Origin of the sequence: Novosphingobium sp. PY1, assembly GCF_017312445.1 — a bacterium.
Lineage (GTDB): Bacteria > Pseudomonadota > Alphaproteobacteria > Sphingomonadales > Sphingomonadaceae > Novosphingobium.
Genome location: NZ_BLTI01000008.1, coordinates 293,875 through 309,607 on the forward strand (window position 1 = coordinate 293,875; position 15,733 = coordinate 309,607).

Below are 15,733 nucleotides of genomic sequence, written 5' to 3' on the forward strand. Positions count from 1 at the left end.
GCGGAGAGGATTGTCCGGGAACGTCTCAGGCTTCGACCTTGGCCGACTCGGCGAATTCCTTTTCGGCAAGGAAGCGTTCGGCATCGAGCGCGGCCATGCAGCCGGTGCCCGCAGCGGTAATCGCCTGGCGATATACATGGTCCATCACGTCGCCGCAGGCGAAAACGCCCGGGACGTCGGTCTTGGGCGTGCCGGGCTCGACGAGCAGGTAGCCCGACTCGTCCATGGCAAGCTGGCCCTTGAACAGCTCGGTCGCCGGGGCGTGGCCGATGGCAACGAAGGCGCCTTCGGTCTCGATCTCGCTCTCCTCGCCGGTCACCGTATCGATCAGCTTGAGCGCCCGCAGGCCGCCGCCCTCGCCGCCGCCCAGGAAGCTGTCGACGCGCTTGTTCCACACGACGTTGATCTTGGGATGCGCGAAGAGCCGGTCCTGCAGGATCTTCTCGGCGCGCAGCGAATCGCGGCGGTGGATCAGGGTGACGTCATCGGAATGGTTGGTGAGGTAGAGCGCTTCCTCGACGGCGGTGTTGCCGCCGCCGATGACCACGACCTTCTTGCCGCGATAGAAGAAGCCGTCGCAGGTGGCGCAGGCCGAAACGCCCTTGCCCGAGAGTTCCTGCTCGCCGGGAACGCCGAGCCAGCGCGCCTGCGCACCGGTGGCAATGACAAGCGTGTCACCCTCGTAAACATCGCCGCTATCGCCCTGCGCGGTGAACTTGTCGCCCGAAAGATCGACCGAGGTGATCGTATCCCACATCATGCGCGTGCCGACGTGTTCGGCCTGGGCCTGCATTTCCTGCATCAACCACGGACCCTGGATGACTTCGCGGAAACCGGGATAATTCTCGACATCGGTGGTGATGGTGAGCTGGCCGCCGGGCTGGAGGCCCTGCACCACGATCGGCTCCATGCCTGCGCGGGCACCGTAGATCGCGGCGGAAAGCCCGGCCGGACCGGAACCGATAATGAGCATGCGGGTCTTGTGCGTCGTCGCCACGTCTAACCTCTTGTGTAAAACCTGCGCGTAAAGCTTTTCGCTGCCGGAGATAGGAGCAAGCGGGCCGCTTTGCCAAGCATGAGCGCGGCAAGGATTAGTTTCATCCCCGCAAATGCAAGCATCCTGCGCGCCCAGTCGGTCCAGCGACATCTCTGGACCCGCCAACCCTTCAGGCGCGATTCGGTCGGTCCGAATGGGAGACTTCCGAATCGCGGGGATACGACAGAAAGTGCCGGATCGACCGGCAGTTTTCCCGGCGAACGTTTCCTGTGACCACGCCCGCGGAATCGTGAGACCAATTGACCTTCAGCCCCTCCCGATCCACTTGAAGGCATGGAAAGCCTGCTTGGACCCACGTCGAACCGCTTCGTCTCGCAACGCCTGCGCCTGCACTACGTGGACTGGGGCAATCCCGAGGCACCGCCGCTGATCCTGCAGCACGGGGGGCGCGATCATTGCCGCAGTTGGGACTGGGTGGCAGAGGAGCTGCGCCACGACTGGCACGTCATCTGTCCGGACCTGCGCGGTCATGGCGACAGCGAGTGGTCACCTGAAGGCAACTACGCGATGGACGCTTTTACCTACGATCTCGCGCAGCTGATCCACACCTTGGGCTATGACAAGGTGACGATCATGGCCCATTCGCTTGGCGCCAACATCGCCACACGCTTCACCGGGCTCTATCCGGAAAAGGTCGAGAAGTTCGTCAATATCGAGGGACTGGGGCCCAATCTCGAAGAACGCCGCAAGATGCTGGGCGAGTGCTCGTCCGACCGGCTGCGCGACTGGATTTCCAAGAAGCGCTCGGCTGCTGCACGCACCCCGCGCAAGTACCCGTCCCTGCGGGCTGCCTACGAACGCATGAAGTCGGAAAATTCCTTTCTCACGGTCGAACAGGCGCGGCACCTCACCATCCATGGCGCGAGCCGCAACGAGGATGGCACCTGGAGCTGGAAATTCGACAACTACCTCAACGTCTGGCCGGTGGTGGACCTTCCTGGCGAACACGTGATCGCCTTGTGGGAGGCAATCACCTGTCCGATTCTCATGCTTTGGGGGAAGGACAGTTTTGCTTCGAGCCCTGCCCTCGATGGCCGCATGGACCATTTCCCATCCGCGCGCCTGATCGAGTACGACGATGCCGGACATTGGCTGCACCATGACCAGTTCGACCGGTTCATGCGCGACGTGAGGGCATTCCTCACCACCTGAGCGCCCGCTGCGAATTGGCTGCCGCAGCCCTGAAAGAGCCGCAAAACAATTGACGAGACCGGGCAAATTTCCGGTCCGATCGATCGTGCCCGTGCACAAAGCAGCGCACCATCACCATAGAGCCGTAAATGCCAGCGATGGTATCCAGATTCTCCGATCTTCCTGTTGCAGATACTATCCATGCTTAGTATAAGCTTGCTGCAAATCGACACAGGAAGTCGCATGAACGCGCAAAGCACCATTCCAACCGCCAGCGAAATCGACCCGGTCATCACGCCCCGCAAGCGCAGCCGCCGTACCATCCTGATGATCGCCGGGCCGGCGATCATCCTGCTGATCGCACTGGTCGTCTATCTCTGGAGTGGCCGTTACGAATCGACCGACAACGCATCGCTGCAAACCGGCATGGTAGCCATCAGCCCGAGCATTTCAGGCAAGGTCACCTCGATAGAGGTGAAGGAAAACCAGCACGTCAGGAAAGGCGATGTCCTGTTCCGGATCGAGTCCAACAGCTTGAAGGCCGCGGTCGCCGAAGCCGAGGCGGCTCTGGCCACGGCGCGCACCGATGTGCGTTCGCGCCAGGCCGATTATCGCGAAGCACTGTCGCAAGTCAGCGCGGCCCAGGCGCGCTACGATTTCGCGACCAGCGAGTCCGCTCGCCAAAAATCGCTCGTGGCAGAAGGGATTTCTTCGAGAGCCCAGTTCGATGAAGCAACGACCGTCATGCGCACCGCGCGCGATGCGATTGCCGCGGCGAAAGCAAAGGCAGACAGCCTGCGCGCCGAGCTTTCGGGTCAGGTGGAAGGTTCGATCGACAGCCAACCCGACGTGCGGAAGGCCGCCGCACAACTGGCCCGGGCCCGGATCAATCTGAACGATGCCGTAGTGCGCGCGCCGCAGGATGGCGTCGTGACCCGCGTGAACCAGCTTCAGGTCGGCAACTACGTTTTGCCGGGCCGACCGGTCTTCATGATGACCGGGCTGCGATACTGGGTCCAGGCGAACTTCAAGGAAGACCAGTTGCGCTACATGCGCGTGGGTCAGCCGGTCACGATCACGATTGACGCATTTCCCAGCCTGGAATTGCACGGTCGCGTCGAGAGCTTCAGCCCGGGTACCGGCTCCAGCTTTTCCGTCCTCCCGGCCGACAATGCGACGGGCAACTGGATCAAGGTGGTCCAGCGCTTACCCGTCCAGATCGCCATCGACGATGTGCCCGAGGGCCTGCCGCTCGGTGCCGGGTTGAGCGCCGATGTCGAAGTCGACACCGGTCACGAACGTCACCTCTTCGGCGCCGACAGCCCGCCCGCCGCCTCCGGCGGCAAGCAGTAAGCGCGGCGCAGGATCGTCCTCGTCGTGAGCTCGGAACAGCCCATCCAGTATCCTTCGCCGGCGCGGCGCCTGCTCATCACGATACCGTCGATGATTGCCTCGACGATGGTCTTCGTGGACGTCACGATCGCCAACGTCGCGCTTCCCCACATGCAGGCCAGCCTTTCGGCTTCGCAGGAGCAGGTGCTGTGGGTGCTGACGTCCTATCTCGTGGCGGGCGCTATCGCGACGCCGCTGAGCGGCTGGCTCGCCGGACGTGTAGGCCGCAAGAACGTCATGCTTTTTTCGGTCGGCGGCTTCACGCTGGCCTCGATGCTCTGCGGCCTGTCGACCGACCTCGGCACGATCGTTTTCGCCCGCTTCCTGCAAGGCAGCTGCGGAGCTGCGCTCGTACCGCTCAGTCAGGCGATCCTCCTCGATATCAATCCACCGAAGGACCACGCCAAGGCCATGGCGATCTTTACGATCGGCTCCCTCGCCGGTCCGATCATCGGTCCGACCCTTGGCGGCTATCTCACCGACACCCTGAGCTGGCGCTGGGTTTTCTTCATCAACGTTCCCTTCGGCATTCTGGCCTTTATCGGCATGCTCGTTTTCCTGGGGCGCCGACACAATCGGGATTGCCCGCCTTTCGACAAGTTCGGATTCCTGACGATATCCATCGCACTGGCTGCCCTGCAGCTCCTGCTCGACCGCGGCGAACATCTCGACTGGTTCGATTCGGATGAAATCAGGATCTACGGCCTCATCCTTATCATCGCGCTCTATCTGGCGGCCATCCATCTGGCGACGAGCCCGAATCCCTTCCTTCGCCCCGAACTGTTCAAGGATCGCAATTTCACGGTCAGCGTTCTGGTCAACACCATCCTCGGCATGGTGACATTCGCCTCGATGCCGATGATCGTGGTCATGACCCAGTCGCTCCTTGGCTATTCCGCAATGCAGACAGGTCTGGTCAGCTTGCCGCGCACCTTAGGCGCCTTGATTGCGATGATCGCCGTAACGCGACTGGTCGCACTGTTCGAGGCCCGCTTCCTGCTGCTGGCAGGCATGATCATCATGTGCATCGGCATGCTGATGTATTCGAACATCGATCTTTTCGTCGATGAGCGCACGCTGGTGGTGACCGGCTTCGTGCTGGGTCTGGGAAGTGGCCTGATGTTCGTTCCGCTCTCGGTCGTGGCATTCTCGACACTGCAGGCGCGGCTTCGCAACGAAGGTACGGCGATGTACGCGTTGACCCGCAATATCGGCAATGCCGTGGGAATTTCGCTACTGCAGTTTCAATACAGCCACTTCGCCGCGCAATCGCAAGACAGCCTTGTCCAGGGCGTCAGGCCAGACAATCCGATCATGCAATACACGCGGCCCGATTTCGACTTCAATTCGGTGGCGGCCCTGAGCGGCATGAAAGCGCAGATCATGCGGCAAGCCGCCATGGTCGGCGACATCTCTGTCTATCATCTGATCTTTTTGGCCTCGATCGCCACAATGCCACTCATCCTGCTCATGCGCGGCCGCAAGGCCGACAAAGTAGACCCGGCAACGCTTCCGCATGGGGAATGACATGAAACGCAAGATCGCCGTCCTGCTCCCGCTTTTCTTGGCAGGCGCCTGCACGAGCATCGGCCCCGATTTCACCCGCCCCGCAGCACCGTCGGTCGAAGCCGGCTATGCAAGCGACGGCGAAGGACGCGCCGAACTCGCCGCAGGGCCTCAGCTGCAATGGTGGAAGGCTTTCCAGTCGCCTCGCCTCGACGCGCTCGTCGCACAGGCCATGAGCGGAAATCACAGCCTTGCAGCCAGCCGGGCTACTCTGGAAAAGGCGCGCCAGCGCATTGCCGCGGTGGCGGGTCACTCGCTGCCGCAGGTCGATGCCGATACCCGCGCCGAATACCAGAAGGTCAACCTCTCCGCCTTCGGACTTTCCGATCGCTTCGGTTCAGGCGGAATCAAAAACCCGGAATTCGACCTCTACACGCTGGGCGCAGGCGTCCGCTACGATCTCGATCTGTTTGGGCGCAACCGCCGCGCGCTGGAGCAGGCCGCTGCGCAGGCCGAAGCGCAGGAACGCGCCACCGAGGCCGCGCACCTGGTGATTGCCGGGCGCGTCGTCACCCAGGTCCTGGCAATCGCCGCGCTGAACGACACGATCGCCACACAGAACCGCCTGCTTGTGGAAGACGAGCGCAATCTCGACCTGACCCGCAAGCGCCGGGATGCAGGTTCGGGGACGCTCGTCGAAGTGCTGAGCGCGCAAGGCCAGCTGGCCGGCGACCGGGCGAGTCTTCCCTCGCTCGAACAGGAGCTGGCGCAAGGCCGCGCCATGCTGGCGGTATTGCTGGGCCTTTCTCCGGCGCAGCTCGGACCAACCGAATTCAGCCTCGACGACTTTGCCCTGCCGGACAACATCCCGGTCGCGCTGCCCTCCAATCTGGTTCGCAAGCGCCCCGATATCCTGGAAGCGGAAGCGCGGCTCCACGCGGCGGTTGCCGCCGTCGGCGTCGCCACGGCCGACCTCTATCCCGACATCACGCTGGGCGCCTCGATCACGCAGTCGACCTCGGAGCCCGACCGGATCACCAGCACCAAGTTCAATGCCTTCGACATCTTCGCCGGCCTGACCGCACCAATCTTTCACGGCGGCACACTCAAGGCAAACAAGCGCGGCGCGGAAGCAGAAGCACAGGCAGCCGCTGCACAATATCGCGAAGTCGTGACCGAAGCTTTCGGCCAGGTGTCCGGCCTCCTGTCTGCCTTGGGCAATGACGGCCGCGAACTGGCCGCGCGCGCCGATGCAGCGCAGATAGCGGACCGTTCGCTGCACCTGTCACGGCGCAGTTTCGAAGTCGGCAACAGCGGCGTGCTGCAGGTTCTCGACGCAAACCGCACGTTCCAGCGGGCCAATCTGGCCCTGCTGGAAGCCCGGACCAGTCAGTACCAGAACGTGGCGCGCCTCTACGCCGCAACGGCAGGCGGCTGGTTATCCGACACGTCCCAAGACGTCCAAAGCACAGAGGCGCCTACCGGCTGATACCGGTAGGCGCCTCCTAGATCCGAAACCGGCCCCGAACGGCGGCCGATCAGCCCAGCAGGAAATATCCCAGCGCGGCCCAGCACGCCATGCAGAGCGCTATGGCCAGTACCAGCCCGCGTGCATCGTGTTCGCTCTCGCCTTCCATGTCGTCCGGCGCGGAACACGCGAAGCGGCTGGCCCGCCCGCTCTTGCGGTCGTTCCCGGCTTCGAATCCCATAAATCTCTCGTCTGCGACCTTCATTCAGCATCCCCATCCACACGGTCGGCGTCTCCAATTTGCCAACCTTGCGATCCGTCATTGAATTGAGCGGATCGATATTGCCCCCAAGTGCGCCCGGACCTTGTTAATATTGTTGATCCGGTCCCGGGCAACGCTTCGTTTATAACAGAGACGCCCGGAATTTACCAGAACTTGCCGAATGGAACCTTGACGTTTCACATCGAGAGGCTTGCCCCTAAGAAAATTTCGAGGACTGGGCATTTCGTTCCAGCTCCGCCACACAAACCTGCAAGTCGCTAACCTGAGTTAACGCAATGCAGCAACAGGGGCTCGTGGCCGAATTGGCTGCATTTGCACTTGGCAACCGCCGTCCAGTTCGTCCCGGTGCCGCAAGGCAATAAAACCCCGCGGGACAAAGTCGATCACACGCAGGCCAAGCTATTCAGGAAACGCCTTTTCCCAACCAGTTCCGAAAATTGCCCAAGTCCCCGGCAGGACTGGCGCGAATCGCGAAAATCGTCCCGGCGTCCGGCAGCTCCTCGTTTCGCTCCCCCAAGGGCGCCCTTGCCATTCGGGCCACGCCATATATCATCGTATATAGCACCAGCGGAGCCCCCCGAATTGACTGCCTTCTCCCGCCTGATCGGCCTGATCCTCTCTTTCGCCCTGCTTTTGGCAGCCCCGCTTGCCCATGCCGCAGGCGGCAGGACCGGGCCACTCGTACTGGCCGCGGCCAGTCTGCAGGAAGCCATGAACGCCGCGGCAGACGGCTGGGCGGCCAAGGGGCATGCCCGCCCGCGGATCTCGTTTGCCGGCACTTCCGCCCTCGCCCGCCAGATCGAGGCCGGCGCACAGGCGGACCTGTTCGTCTCGGCAGACGAGGCCTGGATGGACGAAGTGCAAAAGAAGGGCTTTCTGCGCCCTCGCACGCGCGTTTCCTTCCTGCGCAACGTCCTCGTGATCGCCGCCCCGCGCAGCAGCTCGCTCAAGATCGCAGTCGGTCCCGGTTTCGCTCTAGACAAGGCTCTGGGCAATGGCCGCCTCGCCATAGCCGACCCGCGCGGCGTGCCGGCCGGAATCTATGCGAGACAGGCCCTGACCCGTCTCGGCGTCTGGAACTCGATTTCCCGCAAGCTCGCCCCGGCGGAAAACGTGCGCGCGGCTCTGGCCCTCGTCAGCCGAGGAGCCGCCCCGCTGGGCATCGTCTATGCCACCGACGTGCAGGCCGACCCGAAAGTGCGGGCCGTCGGTACGTTCCCGATCACCTCACATGATCCGATCAGCTATCCGGTCGCGATCCTCAAGACCTCCCGCAATCCCGATGCCGAGAACTTCCGCCGGTTCCTCCTGTCCGGCGAAGGCAAGGCGATCTTCCGACGCTTCGGTTTCGGCACGCAGTAAGCCCTTCGCCTCATGACCGCACTCAGCCCGCAAGAGTGGGAAGTCCTGCTGCTTTCCCTGAAAGTCAGCACGGTAGCGATCCTGGCGGTCCTGCCGCTCGCCTTCGCGCTGGCATGGGTGCTGGCGCGCTGGCGCTTTCCCGGCAAGGTCCTCGTCGATGCCCTGGTCCACCTGCCGCTGGTCTTGCCCCCGGTCGTGACCGGCTGGCTGCTGCTGCTCGCCTTTGGCACCAATGCCCCGCTGGGCCGGTTCTTCTCCGAATATCTGGGACTGACCTTCCTGTTCCGCTGGACCGGCGCGGCGCTCGCCGCCGCAGTCATGGCGCTGCCATTGATGGTGCGCGCCATGCGCCTTTCGCTCGAAGCGGTGGACACCCGCCTGGAAAGCGCCGCACGCACGCTCGGTGCCAGCCGCTTGCGCACGTTCGCCTCGATCACCCTGCCGCTGGCGTCCTCGGGCATTCTTGCCGGCCTCGTCCTCGGCCTCGCCCGCTCGGTGGGCGAGTTCGGCGCGACGATAACTTTCGCCTCGAACATTCCCGGCGAGACACAGACGCTTCCGCTGGCCATCTACAGCGAGCTCCAGATCCCGGGATCCGAACTGCAGGTCGTGCGCCTCGCAGTCCTGTCGGTCCTGCTTTCGATCGGTGCGCTGGTCCTGTCCGAATGGCTCGCGCGGCGTAGCGGCCAGGGAAAGGTGCGCCATGTCCTTTGACATCGACGTGACCATCCGGCGCGGTTCTTCCCACCTGACCTACACCTTCGAGACCGGCAAGGGCCTGACCGCGCTGTTCGGACCTTCGGGCGCGGGCAAGACGAGCCTGCTTGACGCAATTGCAGGTCTCGTACGTCCCGCATCGGGCCGCATCGCGGTTTCCGGCACAGTCCTGTTCGACAAGGACAAGCGCATCGATATGCGCCCCGAACAGCGCCGCTGCGGCTATGTGTTCCAGGATCTGCGCCTCTTCCCGCACAAGTCCGTGCGCGCGAACCTTGAGTTCGGCTGGAGGCTTGCCGCGCATCACGAGCGCTGGCTCTCGTTCGAGACTGCGCTGGATTTCCTCGGGATCGGCCACCTGCTCGGCCGCATGCCCGCGACACTATCGGGAGGCGAGGCCCAGCGCGTGGCGATCGGCAGGGCCCTGCTGTCCGGCCCGCGCTTCCTGCTCCTCGACGAACCGCTCGCCTCGGTCGACGCCGAAAGGCGCGGAGAAATCCTGCGCCTGATCGAGCGGGTACGCGACGAACTGGCGCTGCCGATACTCTACGTGAGCCATGACCGGCCCGAAGTGGAGCGGCTGGCTGACCGGATCATTCCGGTTGAGGGTGTCGAGGCCTGATCAGGGGCCTGCTGCAGGCGTCGCGTACGGTCCTTCGACATGCCCTGCCCGGGGAAAGTCAGGCCGCCACGCGCAATTTCTCGAAGACCGCAGGCACGGGCTCGGGCAGCTCGACGTCCGGATCGTCCAGCATTTCAAGCGCCTGCGCCTTCATGTGCGGGTCCCAGTAAAGCAGGATATGTTCCGCTGTCGCCTGAACCGCCGCCGCTTCGCCCTTCGAGGCGAAATTGCGGAAGATCTGGCCTGCCATGTGGATCAGATGTTCACGCGTGTTCATCATTGCCGGATCACTCCGCAGGCTCGGCAGCTTCGATCCGCCGGCTCGCTTCCGCCTGTTCGCGGTAGCTCTTCTGCCAGTCGGACGGACCGTTCGAGGGCGTGACCTGCACGGCCGTCACCTTGTACTCCGGGCAATTTGTCGCCCAGTCCGAGTAGTCGGTGGTGATGACGTTGGCCTGCGTATCGGGATGGTGGAACGTGGTGTACACGACGCCCGGCGCCACGCGGTCGGTAATCCTGGCGCGCAGGGTCGTCTCCCCCGCACGGCTGCGCAGCGAAACCCAGTCACCGTCACGCACACCGCGGTTCTCCGCATCGTGCGGGTGGATCTCCAGCCGGTCCTCGGCGTGCCAATCGACATTCGCGGTGCGGCGGGTCTGCGCGCCGACGTTGTACTGGCTGAGGATCCGCCCCGTGGTCAGCAGCAGCGGGAAACGCGGTCCGGTGCGCTCGTCCGTCGGCACATAGTCGGTGACCACGAACATGCCCTTGCCGCGCACGAAATGATCGATGTGCATCATCGGCGTGCCCTCGGGCGCGGCCTCGTTCATCGGCCACTGCACCGATCCACGCTGCTCCAGCACATCGTAGTTCACGCCCGTAAAGGTCGGCGTGAGGCGCGCAATCTCGTCCATGATCTGCGACGGATGCGTGTAATCCCAGCCCAGCCCCATGGCATTGGCGACAAGCTGGACCACTTCCCAGTCGGCATAGCCGTTGAGCGGCTCCATCACTTTGCGCACCAGCTGGATGCGGCGCTCGGCATTGGTGAAGGTCCCGTCCTTCTCGAGGAATGTCGAGCCCGGCAGGAAGACGTGCGCGTAGTTCGCCGTCTCGTTCAGGAAAAGATCCTGCACGACCACGCACTCCATCGCCGCCAGCCCCGCCGCAACGTGCCTGGTGTTGGGATCGGACTGCAGGATATCCTCGCCCTGGATGAAAATCCCCTTGAAGGTGCCGTCGGTCGCGGCATCGAGCATGTTGGGAATGCGCAGGCCCGGTTCGGGATCGAGGCTGACGCCCCAGTCCTTTTCGAACAACGCGCGCGTATCGCCGTCCGAGATGTGGCGATAGCCGGAAAGTTCGTGCGGGAAGCTGCCCATGTCGCAGGCCCCCTGCACGTTGTTCTGGCCGCGCAGCGGGTTCACGCCGGCGCCTTCCTTGCCGACATTGCCCGTCGCCATGGCAAGGTTGGCGATGGCCATGACCGTCGAGGAGCCCTGGCTGTGTTCGGTCACGCCAAGACCGTAATAGATCGCGGCATTGCCGCCGGTGGCGTAAAGCCGGGCCGCGGCGCGCACATCCTCGGCGGGAACGCCTGTAAGGTCCTCGATCGCTTCCGGCGAGCGTGCAGGGTCGGAGACGAATTCGGCCCATTCGGCATAGGCATCGCCGTCGCACCTCTCGCGCACATAGGCCTCGTCCACGAGGCCCTCGGTCACGATCACATGCGCCATCGCCGTAAGCATCGCGACATTGGTACCGGGGCGCAACGGCAGGTGGTGCGAAGCCTCGATATGCGGCGAGCGGACGAGGTCGATGCGTCGCGGATCGATGACGATCAGCTTCGCCCCCTTGCGCAGCCGCCGCTTCATGTGGCTGGCGAAAACCGGATGGCCGTCCGTCGGATTCGCGCCGATGACCAGGATCACGTCGGCATGCTGCACGCTGTCGAAGTCCTGTGTGCCGGCAGAAGTGCCGAAAGTCGTCTTCAGGCCATAGCCGGTCGGCGAATGGCAGACGCGCGCGCAAGTATCGACATTGTTGTTGCCGAAGCCCTGTCGCACCAGTTTCTGGACGAGGAACGTTTCCTCGTTGGTGCAGCGGCTGGAGGTAATGCCGCCGATCGAACGGGTGCCGTAGGCATTCTGGATGCGCCGGAATTCGCGGGCGACGTGGCCGATCGCCTCTTCCCACGACACCTCGCGCCAGGGCTCATGGACCGAGCTGCGCACCATGGGATTGACGATGCGGTCGCCATGCCGGGCATAGCCCCAGGCGAAGCGGCCCTTGACGCAGGAGTGGCCGTGGTTGGCCTTGCCGTCCTTCCACGGCACCATGCGCACCAGTTCCTCCCCGCGCATCTCGGCGCGGAAGGTGCAGCCGACGCCGCAATAGGCGCAAGTGGTCACCACCGCGCGATCAGGCGTGCCTTTCTCGATCACGGTGTTCTCGATCAGGGCAGACGTCGGGCAGGCCTGCACGCAGGCGCCGCAGGAAACGCACTCGGAGGACAGGAAGTCCTCGTCCTGACTGGCCGCGATCTTGCTGGCAAAACCGCGTCCGTCGACCGTCAGCGCCAGCGTCCCCTGCGTCTCGTCGCAGGCGCGCACGCACCGCGAGCAGACGATGCACTTGGCCGGATCGAAGGTGAAATAGGGGTTGCTCTCGTCCTTGCAGCCTTCGAGGTGGTTTTCGCCCTCGTAGCCGAAGCGCACATCGCGCAGCCCGACCGCGCCCGCCTGGTCCTGCAACTCGCAATCGCCGTTGGCACTGCATGTCAGGCAGTCGAGCGGATGGTCGGAGATGTACAGCTCCATCACCCCGCGCCGCAGCTTGCGCAGCTTGTCGGTCTCGGTGCGCACCACCATGCCGGGTGCAACCGGCGTGGTGCAGGAGGCCGGATAGCCATTGCGCCCCTCGACCTCGACGAGGCAAAGGCGGCACGAGCCGAAGCTTTCAAGGCTATCGGTGGCGCATAGCTTGGGAATGTCGGTCTCCACCATGGCGGCTGCGCGCATGATCGAAGTGCCAGCGGGGACGGTCAGCTCCTGCCCGTCGATGGTGAGCGATACCGCCTGACCGCTTGCAGCCGGGGTGCCGAAATCCTTTTCGCGGGTGAATGTCATCAGGTCTTACTCCGCCGCTTCGGGCAGCGCATTGCCGCCGCCGAAGTCTTCGGGGAAATGGTCGAGCGCGCTCAGGACCGGGTACGGGGTGAAACCGCCCAGGGCGCAGAGCGAACCGTGCTTCATGGTGTCGCAAAGGTCGCGCAGCAGTTCGACTTCCTGGTCGTGGGTGCGGGCCGAGCGGCTGGCGTTGCGGATCTGCGGCATGGTCTCAAGCACTCCGGCCGCGCGCGGCGCCTTGGCCACGATGCGGTCGATCAGTTCGACGCCGCGCGTGGAGCCGATGCGGCAGGGCGTGCACTTGCCGCAGCTCTCGACCGCGCAGAATTCCATGGCGAAACGGGCCATGTGCGCCATGTCCACGCTGTCGTCGAAGACGGTGATGCCGGCATGGCCGATCAACCCGCCCGCTTGCGCAAACGCCTCGTAGTCGAATGGAAGGTGGAACATCGAAGGCGGGAAATAGGCGCCCAGCGGGCCGCCGACCTGCACCGCGCGAACTGGACGGCCACTGGCAGTGCCGCCGCCGATCTCGTTGACCAGCTCGCCCAGCGTCACGCCGAAGCCCACTTCGTAAAGCCCGCCGTTCCTGACGTTACCGGCGATCTGGATCGGCATCGTGCCGCGCGACCTGCCGAAACCGACATCGGCATAGGCCTGCGCGCCTTCGGCCAGAATGAAGGGCACTGCCGCGAGGCTCAGGACATTGTTGATGACCGTGGGCTTGCCCCAGAGCCCCTCGATGGCGGGCAACGGCGGTTTGGCGCGCACCTGGCCGCGCTTGCCCTCGATGGAATCGAGCAGCGCGGTTTCCTCGCCGCAGACGTAGGCCCCGGCGCCGACGCGCACCTCCAGCGTGAAGGGCGCGATCTTGCCCGCGGAACGGGCGATGGCCTCGCGCATGGCCTCGATGGCGAAGGGATACTCGCTGCGGATGTAGATGTAGCCGTGACCTGCGCCGACCGCGTGGCCGGCAATCGCCATGCCCTCGATCAGGCAATAGGGATCGCCTTCCATCAGCATGCGGTCGGCAAATGTGCCGCTGTCACCCTCGTCCGCGTTGCAGACAATGAACTTCTCGTCAGCAGGGGTATCGAGGACGGTCTGCCACTTGATGCCGGTAGGAAAGCCCGCCCCGCCGCGGCCGCGCAGGCCCGACGCCTTGACGGCATCGACCACGTCCTGCGACGAAAGTCCGATGGCAGCCTCCAGCCCCTTCCAACCGCCATGGGCGGCATAGTCGGCAAGGCTGAGCGGGTCGGTCACGCCGCAGCGCGCGAAGGTGAAGCGCTGCTGGCGCGCGAAGAAGGGATGATCGCCGATGGCACCGATACGCGCACCGTGGCTGCCATCCAGAACGGCTGCCACGTCATCGGGACCGACCGGGCCGTAGGCCACGCGTCCTTCATCCGTCTCCACCTCGACGAGCGGTTCGATCGCGAAGAGACCGTGGGAGCCGGTGCGCACGACTTCGCATCCCGCCTCGGCGAAAGCCTGCGCCACCGCGTCTGCGCCCAGGGCAAGCGAAGCCATGTCCTTGCTGATGAAGACACGGGTCATGCTTCCACCTCGCTGGCAATGGCGACGACACGGGCACTGTCGATGCGGGCAACCGGCCGGTCATCGACCAGAGCATTGGGACCAATGGCGCAAAGCCCCAGGCAATAGACCGGCTCGAGCGCGACCTGTCCGTCCTTGCGCGCATGGCCCATGGCAACGCCAAGCTGGTGCGAAAGCTGCGCTTCGATGGCCGCACCGCCGCGCGACTGGCAGCTTTCCGCGCGGCACAGCTTGACGACGTGGCGCGCCGGCGCCTCTGTCCGGAAATCGTGGTAGAAGCTGATCACCCCATGCACTTCGGCGCGGCTGAGGTTTAGCGCATCGGCGATCAGCGGCACGGCGGCCGGATCGACATGGCCGAACTCCTCCTGCAGCGCATGAAGCAACGGCAGCAGCGCGCCGCGCGTGTCCGACTGCACGAAGCGGTCGATAGCTGTCTGTATCCCGGCAATATCTGTCATGGCATCTTTCTCTTTGCCGTGACGCTGCGACATCGCGCGCGGACGGTCAAATTGATTAGGGCAATGCCTGATAGATAATCTCAATCAAGCACCCGTCAGTCCTGCAATGGACCGCGCGCAGCCAAGGGCGGCATTCGCCACCGGATCGAGCGGCGCGCGATCCCCGACGATCACCCCGATCCGGCTGACCGCGGCATCCATCGTCAGTGGATGGACGCTGGCCCAGTCGGCTCCCTCGATCAGCCCCACGTAGCGTTCGGGCATGACTGTCGCGAGACCGCCGGAGCGCACCATCGCGAGCAGCGCCACATACCCGTCCGCCGTTGCCCGAGGGCGCACGGAGACGCCCTGCCCGCTCATCAATGTATCGAGGATACGGCGGTTCTGCATGCCCTGGTGCAGCAGGCAGAAGGGATAACCTTCGACCTGCCCCCACGTGACCGCACCCGGCGGGGGCCTGCGTCCAGCGGCAGCAGTCACGAAGACATAGCGCTCGGCATAAAGCGGCACGCTGATGACGTTGGCCGGGCTTTCGTGGTCAAGATAGGTGATTCCCGCGTCGATCTCGTAAGCCTCGATGGCGCGCACGATTTCTCGCGAGGTCTGCGAACGTACCGAGATCGTCATGCCCGGATGCAGGCGCAGCAGCGCCTCGGCGAAGGCACCGACGCTGGGGGTTGCGGCGGGGATCACGCCCAGGCGGAACTCGCCATGGAGCGGCCCGTCCAGCGCCTCGACCGCATGGACCATGCCCTCATGCGCGGCGAGCAACTGCTGCGCCCAGGGCAACATCGCGCGCCCTTCCTCGGTCAGCCCGATGAAGCGCCGGTCGCGCTCGACAAGCCGCTTGCCGAGCTGGTCCTCCAGCGCAGCCAGCGCAGAGGACAGTGTCGGCTGCGTCACCCCGCAAGCCTCCGCAGCCCGCGCAAAGTGTCCCTCGCGCGCCAGCGTCACGAAATAGCGCAAGGCCCTCAACTGCATCCGTCCATCCCGATCGCTTCAGATAGACGTTCTCTATCAGAAGCGGAGCAAAGGGTGAAACGCTG

General features: G+C 64.3%; 14 protein-coding genes. 7 read left to right on the forward strand and 7 right to left on the reverse strand.

The window, feature by feature from the left end; genetic code table 11:
• Positions 1 to 25: 25 nt before the first annotated feature.
• Positions 26 to 997 carry a thioredoxin-disulfide reductase gene (trxB, locus tag J3474_RS12760; RefSeq protein WP_007011128.1) on the reverse strand — a complete coding sequence of 324 codons (972 nt, stop codon included), beginning with the start codon at positions 995 to 997 and terminating at the stop codon, positions 26 to 28.
• Positions 998 to 1,330: 333 nt separating this feature from the next.
• Here trxB and J3474_RS12765 point away from each other — a divergent pair, with 333 nt between their 5' ends.
• The 4 genes from J3474_RS12765 to J3474_RS12780 all read left to right on the forward strand — a co-directional run bounded on the left by J3474_RS12765 (position 1,331) and on the right by J3474_RS12780 (position 6,575).
• Positions 1,331 to 2,209, forward strand: a complete 879-nt coding sequence (locus J3474_RS12765) for an alpha/beta fold hydrolase (protein ID WP_207094457.1) — start codon at positions 1,331 to 1,333, stop codon at positions 2,207 to 2,209.
• A 222-nt stretch (positions 2,210 to 2,431) separates the two neighbouring features.
• Positions 2,432 to 3,541 (forward strand): HlyD family secretion protein, encoded by a 1,110-nt coding sequence (locus J3474_RS12770; RefSeq protein ID WP_207094458.1) that lies wholly within the window; start codon positions 2,432 to 2,434, stop codon positions 3,539 to 3,541.
• Positions 3,542 to 3,565: 24 nt separating this feature from the next.
• Positions 3,566 to 5,107, forward strand: coding sequence for an MDR family MFS transporter (locus J3474_RS12775; protein WP_207094459.1), 1,542 nt, complete (start codon positions 3,566 to 3,568; stop codon positions 5,105 to 5,107).
• A gap of 1 nt (position 5,108) precedes the next feature.
• Positions 5,109 to 6,575 carry an efflux transporter outer membrane subunit gene (locus J3474_RS12780; protein ID WP_242528391.1) on the forward strand — a complete coding sequence of 489 codons (1,467 nt, stop codon included), beginning with the start codon at positions 5,109 to 5,111 and terminating at the stop codon, positions 6,573 to 6,575.
• Between the two features lie 49 nt (positions 6,576 to 6,624).
• On the opposite strand, the gene J3474_RS12785 is transcribed toward J3474_RS12780, so the two are convergent.
• Complete coding sequence (locus tag J3474_RS12785) at positions 6,625 to 6,795, reverse strand: hypothetical protein (RefSeq protein ID WP_242528392.1); 171 nt, start codon at positions 6,793 to 6,795, stop codon at positions 6,625 to 6,627.
• A 624-nt stretch (positions 6,796 to 7,419) separates the two neighbouring features.
• Here J3474_RS12785 and modA point away from each other — a divergent pair.
• Genes modA through J3474_RS12800 form a run of 3 tightly spaced genes read left to right on the forward strand, consistent with a single transcriptional unit; the run spans position 7,420 to position 9,538 of the window.
• Complete coding sequence (gene modA / locus J3474_RS12790; protein ID WP_207094461.1) at positions 7,420 to 8,199, forward strand: molybdate ABC transporter substrate-binding protein; 780 nt, start codon at positions 7,420 to 7,422, stop codon at positions 8,197 to 8,199.
• 12 nt (positions 8,200 to 8,211) lie between these two features.
• Positions 8,212 to 8,913 carry a molybdate ABC transporter permease subunit gene (gene modB / locus J3474_RS12795; protein WP_207094462.1) on the forward strand — a complete coding sequence of 234 codons (702 nt, stop codon included), beginning with the start codon at positions 8,212 to 8,214 and terminating at the stop codon, positions 8,911 to 8,913.
• Positions 8,903 to 9,538, forward strand: a complete 636-nt coding sequence (locus tag J3474_RS12800; RefSeq protein WP_007011136.1) for a molybdenum ABC transporter ATP-binding protein — start codon at positions 8,903 to 8,905, stop codon at positions 9,536 to 9,538. Before modB ends, J3474_RS12800 begins: the two co-directional genes overlap by 11 nt.
• 58 nt (positions 9,539 to 9,596) lie before the next feature.
• On the opposite strand, the gene J3474_RS12805 is transcribed toward J3474_RS12800, so the two are convergent.
• The 5 genes from J3474_RS12805 to J3474_RS12825 form a co-directional block, all read right to left on the reverse strand.
• Positions 9,597 to 9,815 (reverse strand): formate dehydrogenase subunit delta, encoded by a 219-nt coding sequence (locus tag J3474_RS12805; RefSeq protein ID WP_242528393.1) that lies wholly within the window; start codon positions 9,813 to 9,815, stop codon positions 9,597 to 9,599.
• Between the two features lie 10 nt (positions 9,816 to 9,825).
• Entirely contained in the window at positions 9,826 to 12,666 is a 2,841-nt protein-coding gene (gene fdhF / locus J3474_RS12810) for a formate dehydrogenase subunit alpha (RefSeq protein ID WP_207094464.1), read from the reverse strand.
• A gap of 6 nt (positions 12,667 to 12,672) precedes the next feature.
• Complete coding sequence (locus tag J3474_RS12815) at positions 12,673 to 14,226, reverse strand: NADH-quinone oxidoreductase subunit NuoF (RefSeq protein ID WP_207094465.1); 1,554 nt, start codon at positions 14,224 to 14,226, stop codon at positions 12,673 to 12,675.
• Entirely contained in the window at positions 14,223 to 14,687 is a 465-nt protein-coding gene (locus tag J3474_RS12820) for a formate dehydrogenase subunit gamma (protein ID WP_013833306.1), read from the reverse strand. The genes J3474_RS12815 and J3474_RS12820 overlap by 4 nt, the downstream gene beginning before the upstream one ends.
• An 84-nt stretch (positions 14,688 to 14,771) precedes the next feature.
• Positions 14,772 to 15,668, reverse strand: coding sequence for a LysR family transcriptional regulator (locus tag J3474_RS12825; RefSeq protein ID WP_207094466.1), 897 nt, complete (start codon positions 15,666 to 15,668; stop codon positions 14,772 to 14,774).
• Positions 15,669 to 15,733 lie beyond the last annotated feature (65 nt).

Excerpts from the sequence above, each read along its gene's own strand:
- J3474_RS12765 (WP_207094457.1), top strand. The coding sequence starts at position 1,331 with ATGGAAAGCCTGCTTGGACCCACGTCGAACCGCTTCGTCTCGCAACGC.
- J3474_RS12770 (WP_207094458.1), top strand. The coding sequence starts at position 2,432 with ATGAACGCGCAAAGCACCATTCCAACCGCCAGCGAAATCGACCCGGTC.
- J3474_RS12780 (WP_242528391.1), top strand. The coding sequence starts at position 5,109 with ATGAAACGCAAGATCGCCGTCCTGCTCCCGCTTTTCTTGGCAGGCGCC.
- J3474_RS12785 (WP_242528392.1), bottom strand. The coding sequence starts at position 6,795 with ATGGGATTCGAAGCCGGGAACGACCGCAAGAGCGGGCGGGCCAGCCGC.
- modB (WP_207094462.1), top strand. The coding sequence starts at position 8,212 with ATGACCGCACTCAGCCCGCAAGAGTGGGAAGTCCTGCTGCTTTCCCTG.
- J3474_RS12800 (WP_007011136.1), top strand. The coding sequence starts at position 8,903 with ATGTCCTTTGACATCGACGTGACCATCCGGCGCGGTTCTTCCCACCTG.
- J3474_RS12805 (WP_242528393.1), bottom strand. The coding sequence starts at position 9,815 with ATGAACACGCGTGAACATCTGATCCACATGGCAGGCCAGATCTTCCGC.
- fdhF (WP_207094464.1), bottom strand. The coding sequence starts at position 12,666 with ATGACATTCACCCGCGAAAAGGATTTCGGCACCCCGGCTGCAAGCGGT.
- J3474_RS12815 (WP_207094465.1), bottom strand. The coding sequence starts at position 14,226 with ATGACCCGTGTCTTCATCAGCAAGGACATGGCTTCGCTTGCCCTGGGC.
- J3474_RS12820 (WP_013833306.1), bottom strand. The coding sequence starts at position 14,687 with ATGACAGATATTGCCGGGATACAGACAGCTATCGACCGCTTCGTGCAG.
- J3474_RS12825 (WP_207094466.1), bottom strand. The coding sequence starts at position 15,668 with ATGCAGTTGAGGGCCTTGCGCTATTTCGTGACGCTGGCGCGCGAGGGA.